The organism is Vibrio sp. 10N.247.311.13 (genome assembly GCF_041467595.1).
Lineage (GTDB): Bacteria > Pseudomonadota > Gammaproteobacteria > Enterobacterales > Vibrionaceae > Vibrio > Vibrio crassostreae_C.
The window spans coordinates 1-17,349 of sequence record NZ_JBFSUX010000050.1 but is presented as its reverse complement, the minus strand read 5'-3'; the positions used below and the strand labels follow the sequence as shown (position 1 = coordinate 17,349).

17 protein-coding genes are annotated in these 17,349 nt (G+C 43.3%); 13 read left to right on the top strand and 4 right to left on the bottom strand.

Annotated features, from left to right (window positions below):
* The first annotated feature begins 80 nt into the window (after positions 1-80).
* Positions 81-887 (top strand): hypothetical protein, encoded by an 807-nt coding sequence (locus AB6E52_RS17610; RefSeq protein ID WP_136987067.1) that lies wholly within the window; start codon positions 81-83, stop codon positions 885-887.
* Positions 888-967: 80 nt separating this feature from the next.
* Here the strand turns inward: AB6E52_RS17610 and AB6E52_RS17605 are convergent, their stop codons facing one another.
* Both AB6E52_RS17605 and AB6E52_RS17600 read right to left on the bottom strand, forming a co-directional pair.
* Positions 968-1,771 carry a hypothetical protein gene (locus AB6E52_RS17605; RefSeq protein ID WP_136987066.1) on the bottom strand — a complete coding sequence of 268 codons (804 nt, stop codon included), beginning with the start codon at positions 1,769-1,771 and terminating at the stop codon, positions 968-970.
* 50 nt (positions 1,772-1,821) lie between these two features.
* Positions 1,822-2,172 (bottom strand): hypothetical protein, encoded by a 351-nt coding sequence (locus AB6E52_RS17600; protein WP_133150988.1) that lies wholly within the window; start codon positions 2,170-2,172, stop codon positions 1,822-1,824.
* A 201-nt stretch (positions 2,173-2,373) separates the two neighbouring features.
* Here AB6E52_RS17600 and AB6E52_RS17595 point away from each other — a divergent pair, with 201 nt between their 5' ends.
* The 6 genes from AB6E52_RS17595 to AB6E52_RS17570 all read left to right on the top strand — a co-directional run bounded on the left by AB6E52_RS17595 (position 2,374) and on the right by AB6E52_RS17570 (position 9,164).
* Positions 2,374-2,883, top strand: coding sequence for a S26 family signal peptidase (locus AB6E52_RS17595; RefSeq protein ID WP_086714935.1), 510 nt, complete (start codon positions 2,374-2,376; stop codon positions 2,881-2,883).
* Positions 2,870-4,450 (top strand): TrbC family F-type conjugative pilus assembly protein, encoded by a 1,581-nt coding sequence (locus AB6E52_RS17590; RefSeq protein WP_136987065.1) that lies wholly within the window; start codon positions 2,870-2,872, stop codon positions 4,448-4,450. Before AB6E52_RS17595 ends, AB6E52_RS17590 begins: the two co-directional genes overlap by 14 nt.
* A gap of 16 nt (positions 4,451-4,466) precedes the next feature.
* On the top strand, positions 4,467-4,694 hold the full coding sequence (locus AB6E52_RS17585) for a hypothetical protein (protein WP_081230308.1): 228 nt from the start codon (positions 4,467-4,469) through the stop codon (positions 4,692-4,694).
* 12 nt (positions 4,695-4,706) lie between these two features.
* Positions 4,707-5,774 carry a TraU family protein gene (locus AB6E52_RS17580; protein ID WP_081230309.1) on the top strand — a complete coding sequence of 356 codons (1,068 nt, stop codon included), beginning with the start codon at positions 4,707-4,709 and terminating at the stop codon, positions 5,772-5,774.
* A 131-nt stretch (positions 5,775-5,905) separates the two neighbouring features.
* Positions 5,906-8,869: a conjugal transfer protein TraN gene (traN, locus tag AB6E52_RS17575; RefSeq protein WP_136987063.1), complete on the top strand. Its 2,964-nt coding sequence runs from the start codon at positions 5,906-5,908 to the stop codon at positions 8,867-8,869.
* Positions 8,870-8,894: 25 nt separating this feature from the next.
* Positions 8,895-9,164, top strand: coding sequence for a hypothetical protein (locus tag AB6E52_RS17570; protein ID WP_136987062.1), 270 nt, complete (start codon positions 8,895-8,897; stop codon positions 9,162-9,164).
* 75 nt (positions 9,165-9,239) lie between these two features.
* On the opposite strand, the gene AB6E52_RS17565 is transcribed toward AB6E52_RS17570, so the two are convergent.
* Positions 9,240-9,407 carry a hypothetical protein gene (locus tag AB6E52_RS17565; RefSeq protein WP_165919345.1) on the bottom strand — a complete coding sequence of 56 codons (168 nt, stop codon included), beginning with the start codon at positions 9,405-9,407 and terminating at the stop codon, positions 9,240-9,242.
* Between the two features lie 11 nt (positions 9,408-9,418).
* On the bottom strand, positions 9,419-10,423 hold the full coding sequence (locus AB6E52_RS17560; protein ID WP_136987061.1) for a hypothetical protein: 1,005 nt from the start codon (positions 10,421-10,423) through the stop codon (positions 9,419-9,421).
* Between the two features lie 265 nt (positions 10,424-10,688).
* Between AB6E52_RS17560 and AB6E52_RS17555 the strand changes: the two genes are divergently transcribed.
* The 6 genes from AB6E52_RS17555 to AB6E52_RS17530 form a co-directional block, all read left to right on the top strand.
* Positions 10,689-12,536, top strand: a complete 1,848-nt coding sequence (locus AB6E52_RS17555; RefSeq protein ID WP_372134478.1) for an ATP-dependent helicase — start codon at positions 10,689-10,691, stop codon at positions 12,534-12,536.
* Between the two features lie 283 nt (positions 12,537-12,819).
* A complete protein-coding gene (locus AB6E52_RS17550) occupies positions 12,820-13,761 on the top strand; it encodes a single-stranded DNA-binding protein (RefSeq protein ID WP_372134477.1) in 942 nt (313 codons plus the stop codon).
* Between the two features lie 16 nt (positions 13,762-13,777).
* Positions 13,778-13,936 carry a hypothetical protein gene (locus AB6E52_RS17545; RefSeq protein ID WP_154723760.1) on the top strand — a complete coding sequence of 53 codons (159 nt, stop codon included), beginning with the start codon at positions 13,778-13,780 and terminating at the stop codon, positions 13,934-13,936.
* A 60-nt stretch (positions 13,937-13,996) separates the two neighbouring features.
* The gene (locus tag AB6E52_RS17540) at positions 13,997-15,082 is read left to right on the top strand and encodes an AAA family ATPase (protein WP_081230315.1); all 1,086 of its coding nucleotides are present in this window, start codon (positions 13,997-13,999) and stop codon (positions 15,080-15,082) included.
* Between the two features lie 404 nt (positions 15,083-15,486).
* Positions 15,487-16,521: a DUF3150 domain-containing protein gene (locus tag AB6E52_RS17535; RefSeq protein WP_081230317.1), complete on the top strand. Its 1,035-nt coding sequence runs from the start codon at positions 15,487-15,489 to the stop codon at positions 16,519-16,521.
* A gap of 65 nt (positions 16,522-16,586) precedes the next feature.
* The coding region (locus AB6E52_RS17530; RefSeq protein WP_372189966.1) for a hypothetical protein at positions 16,587-17,349 on the top strand (763 nt) is incomplete at its 3' end.

The window sequence follows — 17,349 nt, the reverse complement described above, 5'->3', positions numbered from 1 at the left end:
CAAAATCGCGTCGTTATTTGAAATAAAGTGTGGATCGCCCAATTAGAATGACTCTGTAACTTTACTCAAAGGACGATCCAATGAACCAATCTCCCCATCTATTCAGTTGTCTTATTGCGAGCGTCTTCGTTATTACTGGTTGTTCAAGTGAACCCGAAGATGCTGCGTATTGTCCCCCCGTAAATACTAACCACAGTCCATCTCACAAAGTTGATGGTGCCAGTGAGTATTTCAAAGCGGCGACGCCAGTGTCATTGAATGAATTTAACCTTAAGTCATACGAAGCTCCGATCATTGATGGTGAAATCCACTTGACTGATCCCAAACGCATATCGAGTCGGTACGTCTTAATGAATTTGAATCATGGGAAGGAGTCACTGTATGTCATAAGGCATGCGGCGATGGACTATTCAAGGTTAAGTGGATACGACTACGCGTTCTTAGCGGAGCATAAAGAGCATGCAACCGTAGTAACAAGTGGTGAGAAGGTGACGGTCGTTGCGTCTTCTGGGAAACCGAACTCATTCAACTACATTGAAGCGCCAATTTATAAAGAGGGATATGAGGGGCGGGTCGAATGGAAGACACAAGAGTACCTATATGGGTTGGCCACTCAATTTGATGAACTCTATATCGACACAGCGATTTCTATTGATAACAAGCCTTATGTTCTGGGTTTCGCCAAAACAAAGACAACCACAGGTGAACGGGTGGGCGTCGTTTTGTTCGACTTGAGCGATAAGGGTTCTTATAAGTACACAAGGGTTATTGAATATAAAGGTGAGAAAACGCTGACCGGCAATGCGATGTATGTGTATCAGCACGACAACGTTGTCATGGTCAGCGTGTTTGATAAAACGTTTAAGGTCGCCCATCCAAAATCATGATCCTGGTTCGTTTCCGATAGTTAACTAGCACTCTCCCCTGAAGCTCCGCGAGGAGCTTTTGTGCATAATTACCGTTGATTTTATACCTTGTCTTTAATCTCCAGTGTCTGTTGCGATATGTACATTCCGCACATACTGGAAATTGAGTTCAGTACTGTATTGGAATCCACTCCCGGAAAGTTTCTGCAGTAGACCTCTAGGGCCATTAATCCAATATGCATACTTTGTGGAAGGCTTACTGGTACGGGTCTGACCGATTTGTCCTTCTGACCTACTTGGAAAAAGACTTTCGTACCTTGGTGTTCTACGCCAAAGAATTTCGATGATTTCTCACCGCCGACACCATGATTGCTGAAACTTATCTTTTGGTAATAACCCAAACATACACCAATGAACAATGGCAATTCGATGTCTGTGAGTTGAATCGCGACCTTATCTTTCCAGTTGTATGAGCGATCAGTTGAGTTATTACTAAGGGCAGCTTCTAAACGAATGGTATAGAAAATATTTTGCTCGCCATTTTCATCAACAATACCCTGTTGGCTCGACTTCAGCTTTTCGTCCGGCTTCACTTCTAACGCTGCTTTACCGCCATGAACTTTGTAACCATGTGCTCGGATCTGGCGCAGCGAATTCGAATCAGGCGCAGGGTTATTTGCTTTGAATGGATTGTGTTTGTTTCCTTCCTGTTGCGGGTTATTTGCTGGTGGTACAGATCGCGCTAACGCTTGGTTGTTCTGAGGTTGGTTCTGAGGTTGGTTCTGAGGTTGGTTTTGGCTTGGTCCGTTTGCAGGCATCGAATGTACGTTAGCAGTCGATGGACCATTGTTATTTTGAGGCTTCTGAATTGGACGATTGTTTGGTGAAAATGTTGACGTGTTCATAAAAGGAATCCCTGCATGACATTTAACAGGGTTATACAACTTCGCACTCGCTATTTAGATTTTGGCGAGCTTTGTTCGATGTGTGTTTCGATATCCGATAGCAATTGTTTCGTATGGACGCACAAGCGGTAGTAAACGGTGGGGGACTCATCAGCATAGGGGCTTAAAAACGTATCTGCTGAGTATCCGGTATTTTGATAGTAAGCACTACGTATGCCTTCAGTCAGAATGCGCAGAGGGATGACAGGGTAAGGGTCAATCAATGTTTGGTTGGCTTCTAATGACGACTGTAGAGCGAGTTCAGATTGCAACAGTGCTTGCTTTAATACGGCTGTTAAGTCGACCAGAGCGTTATGGGTTAAGGTTGAGTCAATCAACGTTAAAGAGTTTGTGTTTTTCATACCATCGAGTGTCTTTGATGCGTTCGATTTCATATATTAGCATTTCTTGATGTGTTGTACTTATCATTCCCAATTTTTTTAAAAGCACAGCAAATAGATCAAATAGTCATCAATATTTGGCTGCCTATTTGGATTTTATGACTAAATAAAGTGTGAAGATTACGTATATCCAGTTTATCAATGTTTCGATAATGGCGGCGTATGAACATTACACAGTACACATATATCAAAATATTCGGCACGCTCGTTGGCTTAGTGTTGGCCGTATTGTTACTTAGTGGTCGGTATCAGATTTCATTGGTCCCAACAGCATTGGGTTGTTTACCTATCAAGGCCGCTGTCATCGACTCTAAGAATCATTTCCCCAAGCGTGGGCAACTCATGTCCTTCCTGTCGCTTAACGCACAACCTTATTTCGCACATGGCACCAATTTCTTGAAAATAGCAGCTGGTGTTGCTGGCGATACCGTGACCTTTGACTTGGATGGAGTCACCGTGACCACCAAAGATGGGGAGGTCATTCGTTATGCGGCTGATGCTCGTCGAATGATTAATTATGCCCAAATCGACTTCGATACCCTCAATAAAACTTTCGTTGTCCCTGAAGGTCAATATTTCGCTCTTGGCACGCTACCTACCTCTTTTGATTCAAGATACTGGGGTTTAGTTGAACACTCTCAAATTATCGGAGTTGGCTATGCATTTCTCTAAGGCACACAACGTCTTGTTACTAACTTCATTCATTGCGACTTACGCGTTGGCTAACGGACAACTCACTCAAGAAGATCTGGACAATGTACAACGAAGTAACGACATCATATCCAACGCCCATGAAGTTGAAGGTACTCAAGCAGTTTTAGATGCAAGTAACTTGAACCCTAAAATGATGAAAGAACTGAAACAAATGGCGGATCACGCCAAGTTGTTGAACAGTACTATTTCTGACCAATCGGACTCTCTTATCGAATATCGCAAGGACGATACGCCAGATATCAATTTCAGAGCCCTTCAAGATGTTATCGATGATAACCAAACTCAGTATCAAGCCAATTCCATTGTCAATGAAGGACAACCAAAACCCTTAGCATTCGATCCCTCCACATTGACAATTGATAATCTCGATTCGATAAGCATTGAGCAGCCTAACCCTTCGTCTCCAAGTCAAAAAGTAGACAACAAATACGACGATGAAGAAGCGAACACTGTTTTTTGGATATTCGTGTCGAGTTCAATGCCTGATCACCAAATGAAAGAGGTGCTAGAGCTCGCTGCAGAGTGGGGAGGCCGTGTTGTGTTTAACGGCTTACGACCTGGCGACGTGGGCGTACCAGATATGATTAAAGGTTTGTGGCAATTAAAGGTCAAACTGGCTAATGCTCAAGATGACATACGCACGCATGCCGAGAACCCAGACAAACTGAAACGAATCAATAAAGCCGCTGTTTACATGGATCCAATGGCATTCGAGCGTTTCAACATTGAACAAGTTCCAACGATGGTTTATGAGCGCAAATTATCCGATAACACAAAACTCGTCGGGAAAGTGAAAGGTCTAATCAGCGCAAGCTACTTACAGAACGAGACGGAAAGCGCGGCAGCAAACCCTGATTATGACGGCTCCGAGGTATTCCTTGGTGAAATGGGGTCCATATTTCCTATCGCAGAAAAAAGCTTCATTGAAGAGTCAAAAAATAGAATGAGGGCCGTGGATTGGGAAACGGAACAAAAACAAGCAATAGCACGCCACTGGCATAACCGCAGTTTTCATACTCTTCCACCAGCCGCGAAAGACCGTGAGTTCGACTTTGACCCAACAGTAATAGCCACTGCTGATGTGAAAGCGGTGAATGGTCTTATTCTGGCCAAGAAAGGAGAGTTAATAAATCCCCTCAAGCCGCTTAAAAACCACGACATAGTACCTGCACATTTAACCATGTTTATCTTTGATGCGACCGACGAACAGGAAGTGGAGTTTGTAAAGTACATGTCTCTCAATGAATCTCGCGGGAAAGTGAAACTCATTTCTACACGTATCGACAAGGATAGGGGGTTTGACCACATATCTGAGTTAAATAAGAAGTTCACCTATGACGTGACCATCCTGACTAAAGAAGTCATCGATCGATTTGATTTGGAAGTGACCCCGACTCGGTTAATTAGTACCGATGAGGGTATGTTCCAGATAAATGAGTATTCAGCGCAAACAGTCACTCAGGTCAACCTACAAGTAGCTGACGGTGGCCAACCTACACCGTTCAATCAATCCAAAACAAACTAGTTAAGGAAAACACAACATGATTAAGAATCTCGTACTTATTGGTTTCGGCGTCGCTCTCGGTGTGTGGTTGGCTGATACACAGCCCAATCTAGCCAACTCTGTGAGGGACATTACTGAATCAAGCATTGATGCTGCAGATCAGCTAATGAAAGATAACCCAAACTTCTCGAATTCCGTGAACAACATTAAAGAACAAGGTATTGACGCTGCTGGTGTTGTGATAGAGCAAGTGAATAAGAACTAAAGGGAGGAACATATGATTAGGTTCTTTTTGATTGGTTTGATGTCCACAATGATAAGCATGGCGAGCTTATATTCTGTGGCTGCGGATAACGACAAAGCAGGCGACTTATGTCCCGATGCCAACATCTTGAGTACAGTCATCGACGGTATGTGTTGGAGCTGTTTACTTCCAATTCGACTAGCCGGTATTGGTGGGGACGCGCCTAAAGGTGCCGCTTCGAGCAAGCCTTTTTGCATGTGTGCTGATGAGCTAGGTGTCCCTGAATGGGGTATACCGCTCGGATTCTTCCAACCATCAAGGATCGTATCTTTTTCACCAACGCCATACTGCATGCCTTCATTCGGTGTTCGTTTGGCAGACGATAATACCCGTGCTGGACAAGGCCGAACAGAAACAGCGATTGACGATACAGAAACTTCTTTTTTTCACTATAAATATTGGGTTTACCCAGTAATGCAAATGATTGAAATGTTTGCCAATGCGGATTGTACCTATGATGGGGCGACAACATTGGATTTGGCGTACTTTTCCGAAGCCGACCCGTTGTATCAAGATGATTTGTTGGCGTTCGTGATGTTTCCGGAAACCGTTATCTTTTCGAACCCAATAGCGACGTCTATCTGTACAGCCGATTGCGCTCAAATACTGGCTGGTGGAGAGGTGGTTGAAAACTATTTTTGTGCTGGGTGTTCAGGGAACCTTTACCCAATGACTGGTAATAATCAGTACAGTGACGATCCGGTACGTGGCACTTCGTTGTTAACCACGCGTTTGATGGCCACTCTACACCGACGTGGGCAAGCACAGCTGACAATGGGTAATCATATGATTCAAGACAGTTGTGAACCGAACTACGCGCCAATGTTGCCAAAAACACAATATCGTTCATCCATGCTTTACCCAGTAAGAGAGGCGAGCTCGCAACCTAAAGGTGGGGGAGGATCTTCAATTCCACTATCAACAGGTTGTTGTCATAAACTCGGTGACAGCGTTCTTAAGTGGGGGAACGGGCGATTGGTCCCTGGTCGGGAAGCGTTCGTTTATCTTTTGTATTCTTGGAATGATTGCTGCTTAAGGTAACTTTAGAGAGCCACCCTAACGGGTGGTTTTTTGTATTCGTTTAACAAAAACTCAAAATGCCCTCGCTATTTGAAATTTTTTAAGTGTTACGGGATTAACCTGATCTTGTTTTGAGAAAAAGGCAGGGCGTTATGTTTAATCGAATACTGACTCACTTTAGCTTGTTCGCGTTTCTGGTTCAGATCTTTCATGTTTCTTTTATCGGTGTGCTGTATGCATCTACCTCAACGGTGACCTACGCACAGGATATGTCACTTGATGAGATATACGGAAACTTTCAAACACCTACTTACAGCGGTGGTAATGCTACTGTAGGTGGTAACTCGCTAGGCAACTCAGAATTGTTTGGATTGGATGTTGAGCGTGTTGGATCAGAAGGGCAATTCGACGCTTACCAAGCCTATCAAAATGAAAACAAACTCAGAGATTCAGGGCAAGGTGTCTCTGATAGATTTTCTAGCAACACAGTTGGCAGTGAGTCAGATTATGACGCTAAGGCATACAACACCTTAAAACTGAACTATAACGACAATTACCAAAAGCTAGAGTCCGATGACGCTATCATGGTCGATGCTGACAACATCTTTAAAGACTTAGCCAATAACCTCGAAGATTCAGATTCTGACTTTTATAGTGCCTGCACCACTGAAACAAACACGTATTCAGTAAACAGGGAGTATGTCGGAAAAGTGCAAAATGAATGCATGGAACCCGATCGTTCGAACTTAATGAAGTGTGAACTGACGCGACACACAACTTACCCTTTGAAAAAGCGTTCGGGGAGTGGTGATGTAGAAATTCTGGATTCTCATACCTTCAGGTTGACGGTAGGTGACCCTACAAATAACGGCACAAATGACCACGGAATGGGGTGTTACCACAAAATTAACTTTGTTGAATTTGAACTCGAAGACGATGTGCGTATCAGCTCCGTGACCTTTGAACGCGTGTGGGTGGATGATGTCATTCAGTTTACTCTTAATGACGAAATCGTTTATCAATACGTTCCTACCAAGTCGTATTGGTTTGGCAATAGCGGTTCTACATACCCTGATTATGATGAAAACGGCAATTGGGCGCACCCATATGTAGACGAAACTGGCTTTCCATACCAGCATACCAATTGTGAATTCAGCTCTAGCCGAGTCTTTACAACGAATACCAATATAACAGGCCAATTTGAAGCCGCTCGCGCTTCTAATCGCGGTATTGTCAAATTCAAAATGCGCCTCGGTGTTGGTGGTGGAGGGGAAGGTAAAGCCACCATCCTAGTTCGTACCGTGGATCCAATCGACCCACGAGAATTCATAGAACAATCGCCTGTAGGTTGTGCTGCTGAACTTGGGTGGATTCAAGACCCATCAACGTGTGGTGTGTTCGGTAATGAAGGCGACGAAATATACATTAACCCAGATTGTAGCAACCCTTTGAATCAAAGTGGTGGACAACAAGGCATGATGTGTAGCTATGGTGGTTGGGAGTGCGTCGATACAGAAGCCGCGCATATAGACGATTACGATCCGTTTTTGATTGGCTTGCCGATAAATGTTCCTCGTGCTGGCCAAACGAGCGATGGTAAAGAGTGTCTAAAGGCCAACGCCGTCAACTATGAATGTAACCCCTTACCTGATCAGCAAATTTGTGGCCAACCTTATTGGCCTGAAAGCAATGAGCGGGTTTGTACTTCTTTCACTGAATTTAATGCCAATATTCCGGACCGATGCGAGCCATACAGAAACAGTGCTGATTGTGCGTTAATTGAACAAAATCCAGCCTTTGTTGACCCGATAACGGGTCGAGCCTACGTTCAAGAGTCAGTTTACGAATGTAATACCTACACAAACGGAAACTACTCGTACACGATGGAGGAAGACATCTGCACGGGTGAAATGCAGTGTGTGGGTGGAGATTGCCGCTATTCCGAGCTAGAGATGAATGATGATTTTGCAGAAGCGATGGCAACGTTCAAAATGCTCGAAGACATCAAATCGAACATGGAATGTGAAAATCCAGATGATGTCTCTACCTGCAAAGTTTTCAATGGTGAAGTGTCATATTGCGGTATCGAGCAAACAGGACTTGGCTTCAATTGCTGCACGCTATCCGCAGGCCAAACTAATATCTTCGATTATATCAAAGGGGTCTATCATCACTACGCAATGGAGCAATCATTGGCTGGATTGGCTAGTTCGGGTGCGGGATTCGGTTCGTGGGCGTCGAGTTACCCGACTCCTGTCACCGACACAGTAACTTATGTAACCGATGCCGTGAGCGCTGGATGGGATTTTGCAGTTCGTAATGTCACGGGTGAAGTTGGAGAGGCCGCAGCGGAGGCCGCCACAGAGAGCTTGTTAGACGAAATCAAAGGTGAATTGATGAAAAAGGTCGCGGATTTGATCCCAGATGCAATTCGAGATGCCATCTTTGATACCGTGACTGAGGGGACGGGTTCAACAGCCACTACCACAGTGTCACTCAACCCAGCTGTCTCTGGTGCATTTGCAACAATTATGGCCGTGTATGCCGCGTATCAGCTGATTAAATTGGGCGCAATGATGATTTCGGAGTGCGACGACCTCGAAATGGGCATGGGTATGAAGCTTGACCAACAACAATGTATATATGCCTCTACCAGTTGCCATAAAGATACCCCTTTCGGCTGTCTGATAAAACGGAAGCACTATTGCTGCTACCCAAGTCCATTGGGGCGTATCATCATGGAGCAGGCTGCGCCTCAACTGAATATCAGCCTAGATCCTAGAAATGGACAATGTTCTGGTATGACGCTTGAACAAGTCAGTGAGTTGGATTGGGACGCCATAGATTTAACCGAATGGGAAAACTTGATCATGGCCTCTGGGTTAGCCGTTGAACATGATGACTTAAATATCGATACACTGTCGAGCCAAGCTTGGATGCCGAACAATGATGATGCATTGAATCCTGTGGACCTTAACCAAGCGCGATTCGAGTCAACTGACGCTGATGCAAACTTGAAAGAAACGCATGATGCGGCAATGCCTGGTAACTTAGATTGCTCGGTTTACCCTAGACCACCAGTGTGTGACTCTCCGTTATCGATTTTGGACGACTAGATTTCATTTATAAAGGACAAATGGCATGAATCAACTCACTGAATTACAAGCTGGGTTAGCAGTACTACAAAGTCACTGTACAAGGGGTAAAGTTATCGTGGAGGCGAATACAGGGGGAACGGGTATCAACGTTACCCTTCGTGCGCCAAAGAGTGAACAAAATGGTCTACTTGAGAAATTACGTTCTGTCGCCCCATTCCAAGGCAAAGAACAGCTGATTTCTCTGTGGGTCGATGACCTTAATTTCTATGAGTGCCGCCTAGAGAAGTACATGGCGTATATCACGGATAACTAACCATCAATGATACTGCTGACTTCGAAACATGAAAAAGGGCTTACAATGTAAGCCCTTTGTATTCATATTGACTATTTAGCTGTCTGCTTCTAGTTGCTCAACACGACTGATTTCGTCGTCGCACGAGATAGCGGTTATTTCAACATCTTCATACTTCGAATCCGCGCAGAACGCTTGTGTCAACTTCTTGGGTAAGGACGCCCCCTCTTTAAACTTAAAAACCACTGTCATGAATTGTTCCATATTCGGGCTCCTTACTGCGTAGAAACTTTTGTATGCGAGTTTTTGTTTTTGGCGCGTTCAAGAATCTCAGTGACCGTCGAGTGATACTCCGACAACTTTTGAGTGAACTGCTGTCCATCAACCGGCTTAACGAAATAGTACACCGTGTCATTGTTACGCACTGCATTGATGTTAGGAATGTACTGAGAATCAGCGATATATTCCTTCATCGGTAAACTCATAAAAGTAGCGGTCGGGAGCTTAATAGAAGGGCTGGTGGATAAGCCATTGGCATTTACAAAGCCTGTTGTTTCAGCGTCGCTGTATTGCATGTGTGCTATCAGGCTACTGTAATAAGTAAATCTGACCGCGATGACATTTGTATCTGGGATCTGCTTTTTAAGGTCAGCATCGAACACGTCTGTACTGAAAGGTTCCGAAATAGACCGTACACCGACTCTCGTCCCTAAGAAGGCAGTGTCCACTCCTCTGAAATATATCGCTGCGTGGGAGTCCACGTTTGAATCAAGTGGATACCCTTCAACACAAAGGCTTTCACCACCATTGTATCTTTCATCGTAAAACTTCGAATCTGGCGACAATGGTTTTTTGGTAAAGGATTGAAGTGTGTCGAATGAAGGAACCATTACCTCATCCATTTTAGACATGACAACCTTACACATTTCATACTCGTCTAAGCCACTATAAGTATCAGCATCCAAGTACATAACTAGGTTTCTTCGATCCCAACCGTACTTTTGATCCGCTAGGATGGCCAATCCGAAACCCGTTGCCATAGAGCCCAATGGTAGCCCTAATAACGTAGACCCCACATAGCCACCGATTCCCACATCCGAAATTGCACCTTTAGGTAAGGTTTGGTCTTCGATGATCGTTCCACTTCCTGCTGAACGGGTAACTTGGAGCGCGATACTTGATGTGCCTAATTCCGGTACTTCGTATTTTGCACTATTGGACGCACATGCATTCAAGAGTAAAGCGGCGGTAATGACTGATGCTGTTTTGAATAGGTCCATAATTCTGTCTTCCTTAGCCAAGTGAAACTGTATGAGTATTTATTAAATCTACTTACATTTATACATCATGAGCCGAAAAATACACAAAACCAGCCAATGAAAACGGGGGGAAATGGGGGGAAGCTTCGGATTATTTTCAAAATTAGTGACGGATGTCGAAACGATGTAACAAAGTGAATTTCCTTCGTTAATTGAACTTTGTAGCTAAATAATCTCCTACTCTGATGTACATATTCAAATCCATGAAGCAGTACGAGTCACGTATATGTTAAATCCAGATCAACATCTTTGCGTTAATGCGGAAGGCCATATCATGGTTGTTGCATTGCCCGGTTCAGGTAAAACTGAAGTGTCAGTGCGTTATGCTGAACGGGTGCTTACCGATTCTGAGCAACACGCAATTGCCATGCTGACGTTCACAGATGCAGCGGCTACCAACTTAAAACGTAGGCTTAAGTCGACAATGCCAAGAAGTCAGACTCTTCGTGTATTTCCAAGTACTTTTCATTCTATGGCTGTGCAGCTTTGGCGTCAGACGAACTCATATAAAATGATTGTTATGGGTGGACACTTAAACATCTATATTGAGCGAGCGATGCGTGCTTGTCATGTGGCGATGAGTTATGAGGAAGCAGAGAAAACGATAAGTACGATCGGACAGTATTTAACTATACCTCGCTCAGAATTCTCATCTATCAAACTGAAACTTTTTGCAGCTTATGAAAGCATCATGCGAAAAGAGGGCAAAGTCGACCTAAATCAGATATCTCGCGACGTTATTCATGGTCTGCGAGATGGAACAATTCGACCACTGTCAGAAACTTTAGGCGTTACTCACATATGTGCTGATGAGTTTCAGGATTCCGACGATCTCCAATATATGTTTCTTTACGAGCACGCTAAACGAGGTTGTTGCATCATGGTTGTTGGAGACGATGACCAATCAATCTATGCCTTTCGAAATGCAAGAGGGGTCGATAACTTCCGTAACATGCAAGCTGATCTAAACGCGAAAGCCTACAGCTTAAAAATTTGTTATCGATGTCCACCAGCAATACTGAATGTGGCCAACAACCTAATTCAACACAATGTAGAACGAATTCCCAAAGAATTAAGGTCACACGTAGAGGAGGGCGGTGTTGTCGATTGTCATGGTTTTAAGGATGAAGACCATCAAGTTGAAAGTGTTGTTGAAGGTATCCTTGCCGATCAAGGCGGGTGGGCGGTACTGGCTAGAACCAATAAAGAAATCGATACAGTTGAGCTGGAGTTGTCCAAACATAAAGTGAAAGTTAAGCGCCTCGGCGGTAAGAGCTTCTTTGAGTCAGCCGATGTAATTTGTTATATCAAGTTGATGTGGATGCTGACACACCGTAACAGTCGGTATCTACAAGATTTCTTAGCTTACATGCATGAAGATGAGGTGATGATTGATATGGCGAAAAGTGCTAAATCAAATGGAATCGACTTTATTGGGACGGTAACCACCTTAACCCAAAGCCAATCATTGCTAATCCACACCCAATCAATTTTTGAAATGTTCATGCATGAAGGTGTCCCAAAAGAGCCAAGCAAAACGGTCAACGCCGAGTATCAACGAAAGATCATTTCAATGGTGATGGCGCAACGAAATATGAACTCTCCTGCGGCTCTTGGAGCGATGGCTGACATCCTAACCAAAACAGCTGCGTCACTTGGCAGTTTGGCTAAGGCCGCAGATCAGTTTCATGACCGGATAACCAAAATAAACGCTAAAAAGGCTGAAAAGATTGGTACAGATGAGGTAGTGATCGCTACGTTGCATGGCTCTAAAGGACTAGAGTTTCCGAAAGTCGCGATATTGAGCTGTCAAGATGAAAGAATTCCGCAACCAGATAAAGATGGTTTAGGCGAAAAGCATTGGGAGGAAGAGCGTCGCTTGTTGTATGTGGGGATAACAAGAGCTGAGAAGTACTTGCGACTGTGTTTCTTCAAAGAGCAGTTGTCATTTTTGAGAGAGGCGGTTCCAGATCGAATTGAGTTGGCCGTACAACAGCGAAATGAAGAGCCAGATTCGGCAGCTCAGGCAGAAAAACTGCAACAGCTAAAAAATGAGTTTTTGAACGCTTCTTAGCTTACGGAAAAGTTAAACACTAAAAAAGCTGCGCTTAATTTACAAAAGTCTCCCGTTCTTGGGGTTTACTATAGGTGATTTACCCGAGAAATTTTTTCACTTTTTTAAAGTGATACTTTTCTCCCTTAGTTGGAGAGCTAATAGCAATTCTCCCATAGATTTATTCTATGTCCCCAGTGACTTTTTTAAGTCATAAACCTGACCCTAAAGTGGGCTATAGATATCCCACTAGGGGATTACTCTATCTATAGTTCCACGTTATTTTATTAATGAGGAATTAATTATGAAACCTTTCCGTTCAAACAATGGCCTTATCGCATTCGTAGTTACTGGTTCTCAAATTGAGAATGGCAACACGACCATCTGGGCCGATCAAGTTACCTCTTGGGTAGACGGTCAAAACCAAATGCAGTCACGTACTAACCAGATTCAACTTTTTGCCCATGGGCAATTAGAGTTTCCAGTCGGTGTTGGTTATGTGTGTAAAGTATCTCTTAAGACGTGTAAATTCACTGGTAACAATAACAGCGAACTTACGCATACTTATTATGAACTTCATAATGTGTTAGGCGAAATTGATGGCAATTCTGTTAATCAATTTGGACTACCTTCATTGTGTAACTTTACGCTTGGCGGCAATGTTGGTTCGATTGAACAGAAAAATGCAAATGGCAGTACTTGGTACAATGTTTCAATTGCATTAACTCGTTCATTTAAAGATGAGCAACAAAATTGGCAAGATGAAACCCACTGGGCTCGCCTGTCAATTTCACAAAAAACTTTTGATCAGAACTTCAAACAAGGTTTAGACAAAGGTGATTCTTTAATGGTCGAAACTGAACTCTCTACTAACGATTACACCGACAAAAACGGCAATAATGTCACTGGACATGAATTCCGCGTTAGTCGTGTTCTTGGTATGGTTAAGAAGTTCGAACTTCAAAGCTTAAAAGCTGCGAATCAATCCCCACAAAACAATGGTCCAGCGCATAACAACGCGCCACAGCAAAACGCTCCACAGCAAAATGCTCCTGCGAATAACAACGCACCACAGCACAATGCTCAACAGCACAATGCTAATAATGGCCCATCGTACAATGCACCACAGCAGAATGCTCCACAGCACAATGCAAACAATGCACAACACAATGACTCTACACAACGTCAATTCCGACCACAATCAGGTAACGGAAATTTCCGTCAGCGTGCTTTTAATCAGCAATAATTCGAGGTACGCGGATATGAATTTTTCTCACCAGAAAAATGTATCTGCAGCACGAAAAAGGCGCGCTCTGCGCCTTCTTCGAAAGGCTCAGGTACTGAATAACCCCAAACTTCTTCATAAAGCAGAAATGCTACTTGAAGATGCTAATAAAGCTTTCTTTCTCAAGACAGCTTAACCCCTTAATTAACTACCCATATTAATTTAACCCCACACTTTATTCCTGGAGGAATTAACTATGTCTAATGCTAACCCTGTGACTACTGTAGACACGAATAACCAACCAACTTCTACTGTTGAAGAAATTGATTATTCAGAGATGATTACTGTTCGTATGGCCGACGTGTTCAAACCGTTTGTCCCAGCAGCAGTAACGGCAGTTATTCAGATCCCTAAACACCGTCATCCAGATGTACCTCGCGAAATCGCAGGTTATATTCCAGATGAAAAACAACTTTCCCAAGTTATATCTTGGTTTTGCTCACCTCAACGACCTAACTTCATGCATATGGTTGGTCCTACGGGGTCTGGTAAAACTGATTTCATGCTTTGGCTTTGTGCTCGCCTTAATTGGCCAACTGTGCTGGTGTCTGTTAACCCGACATTACGCCCTGAGAAGATGCAAGGCCGCTGGGTGTTGTCAAACGGTCAAACGGAATATGTTTATGGACCTATCGCTGACGCTATGAAACACGGAAAATGTGTTTTGCTTGATGAATGTGATAAAGGGTCTTTAGATTTTATTGCCAAACTTCACCTTCCTTCTGAGATGACGAAACCTTGGTCTATTGAAGACACAGGAGAAATCATCTATCCACACCAGAACTATCGTTTTGTAACGTTAGGTAATACTTCTGGAGAAGGGGACATTTCTGGTTTGTATCCATCGTCTCGACGTTGGGATACGGCTTTTCGAAATCGTTCATTCGTTGTGCCTTTTCCGTATTTACGCACGGAAGTAGAAGAGAAAGTGGTAATTGGTAAATTTCCGTTCTTACGCGACCACAAGAAGTTACTTAAGAAGTTAATCCAGTTTGCTAATGCTATGCGTGATGCAATGTTAGGTCCTAATCGAGATCGAACAACCAAATCTGGTATTGGAACGGCTTTTTCAACTCGTGTGGTTTTGTCTTGGTGCTACTACATTCAAATTAATGGTGATAGAGCTCCACTGCGTGCTTCGTTTAATAATGTATTTTGGAATGGCTGCGACACTCGTGACAAAGCTGATATCGAAAAGATTATTGATCAAGTGTTCAAAGATAAGAATGGTCATATTCTCGATCAACCGTATACCTGGTTGAAAGAGCAATCAAAAAAGTAACAAGCAATGATTCAGAGTGTGATGATGCTGATTTGCCAAGATCGGATTTAGACGGTCTAGATATCAGTACAATCAAGTTCAAAATGTATCATTGCAATGACAATGGAAGTAATAAGCTTTGGGGATATACGTGCCTTGGTGCCGACACACTGGTTGTTTACGGAGCCAAAGGCCAAAAGCTTAACTTCTATCGTAAAACCCATCAGTCTGAGTTACTAGCGCGTAACTACATCGACAAAAAAGTTAAAGAGAAAATGAAGAAGCAATATCAGTTTACACAGATTAATTGTTTCAGCAAAAACGAACTTAGGTTCGCTACTCCTTAACAAACCTACCTAACCCCTTCAGGGACTAGATTCCCTGACCGGGATCAGTCCCTCCAATTTTTATTCCTTGGAGGAATTATGAAAGACATCAACGATACCCAAACTCTCGATATCGATACAGTAGCTCAAAATCAACTTGACCAAGTGGCTCAACAAGATGGCGAATTTGCTAATCGACTCGAAAATGGGCTTGTGATTATCGATGTAACTACTTCTGGCCGTGATGGAGAGAAAACGTTAGCGAATGCTAAAACTCTCTTAGACGAAAAGGAAGTGAATTCAAAGATTGCTCGTAAAGCCCGTATTGAGTGGTTTCCTCGTTCTGAGTTGCAGTTTAAGAACACATTGGAGACTAAGGCACGCCGCGCTATTGCAGCCCGAGGTGTCCGATATGGACGCGTTACCGCGATTCCAGTTGATGAACTTGACTCTCTACTCGTTGAACTCAAGGCAATTCAAGCTGAGTTTTATTCAGAAGTCGCTGACCGTGATAATCGCTATGACACCATAGTTGAAGAACACAAGAAAGCTAACCCTGATATGGCTGAAATTATTGAGTCATTGAAGACCCCTAAAGATGATTTCTTTAGACGTTTTCAATTCAACGTGTTGCCGCCGATGGCCTTCAAACCTTATTTCAATGATGACCAACAGGAAGCTGTTGATTACATCGTGGAAGGGATTTTGGATAACGTCGCGGAGCAAGCTGTTGTTGTTTATGAAAAAATTATTGGTAAAAGTTCAATGATTCAGCGAACTTTCAAGCCAATAAGAGCTATTCGTGATTACGTTTACTCAATGTCATTCCAACACACTGTGTTTGACCGATTGGTTGATGAACTTGATGAAGCGTTCGATACCTTACCCAAAACTGGGAACATCGAAGGCTCTGATATGACCTACGCGGTTAAATTGGTACATAACCTTACAGAACGTGGCTCCATCTTAAATGGCATTGTGCCGGTGATGGAAGTCGCAGATGAATCTGAACCGAGAATTATTGACGCGATTAAGGACTCAGTAGTTTCTACTGATACTGACAGCGGCAATAGTACTCCTACCTATGAAGAAGTCACTGGCGAAACGTCAACAACCGGCTTCTGGTTCGGCTAACCCCACCTACCTAACCTAATGAGCTCCCTTTGGGAGCTCTATCCTATTTTTTGGAGGAACACCTTATGGCTTCAATTCAAGAAGTTCAAAACACAATGCGAGTTATTACAGATATTCACGCACGATTTGACGTAAATATCTATTTTGACCGTCGAACTTGCTACACGAATGGCAGAGATATTTACATCAATGCTGGTGACCCCTCTGATGAAGTTTGGTCACGACTCGTTGAAGCAAAAATTACTCATGAAGCTGGTGGTCATTTACGATTCAGTGACTTCTCAGTCTTCGAGAAACACCTCAAGGGTAAATCAAGCACGTTCTTATCAATCAACAATATCATTGAAGATTGTCGCGTAGAGACTGCTTGTATGAAGGAGTTTTCTGGTGCCTACTGGGTATTTCAGAAAATGACTTATGACTTGCTCGAAGAGGGTTATTTTCAGGAACCAATAATAAGTGACGGCCCCGCTGGGTTGTTATTTGCTTGGTTATTGTATTCTGGTCGTGGTATTGCAATTGAGGGGCAATCTCACCTAAAGAAACTTGGTGATGATGCTCGACATCTACTGATGAAATTAGGCACTCCAAACTCTCCAATTTTTGATGAAATTGAAAAGCGGATGATTAATTGGGGTAAATTACCTTCAACAGTGGCTGCTATAGATGAAACCATCGAGGTTATGCTTTTATTAAAGCGTCTTTCTAAAGAGCAACCGCAACCACCACAGCAACAACAATCGGCTAATCAGAATTCAGAATCAGACGATGATTCAGATGGTCAGGGCTCCGGTTCAGATTCAGACGATAATTCAGATGGTCAGGGCT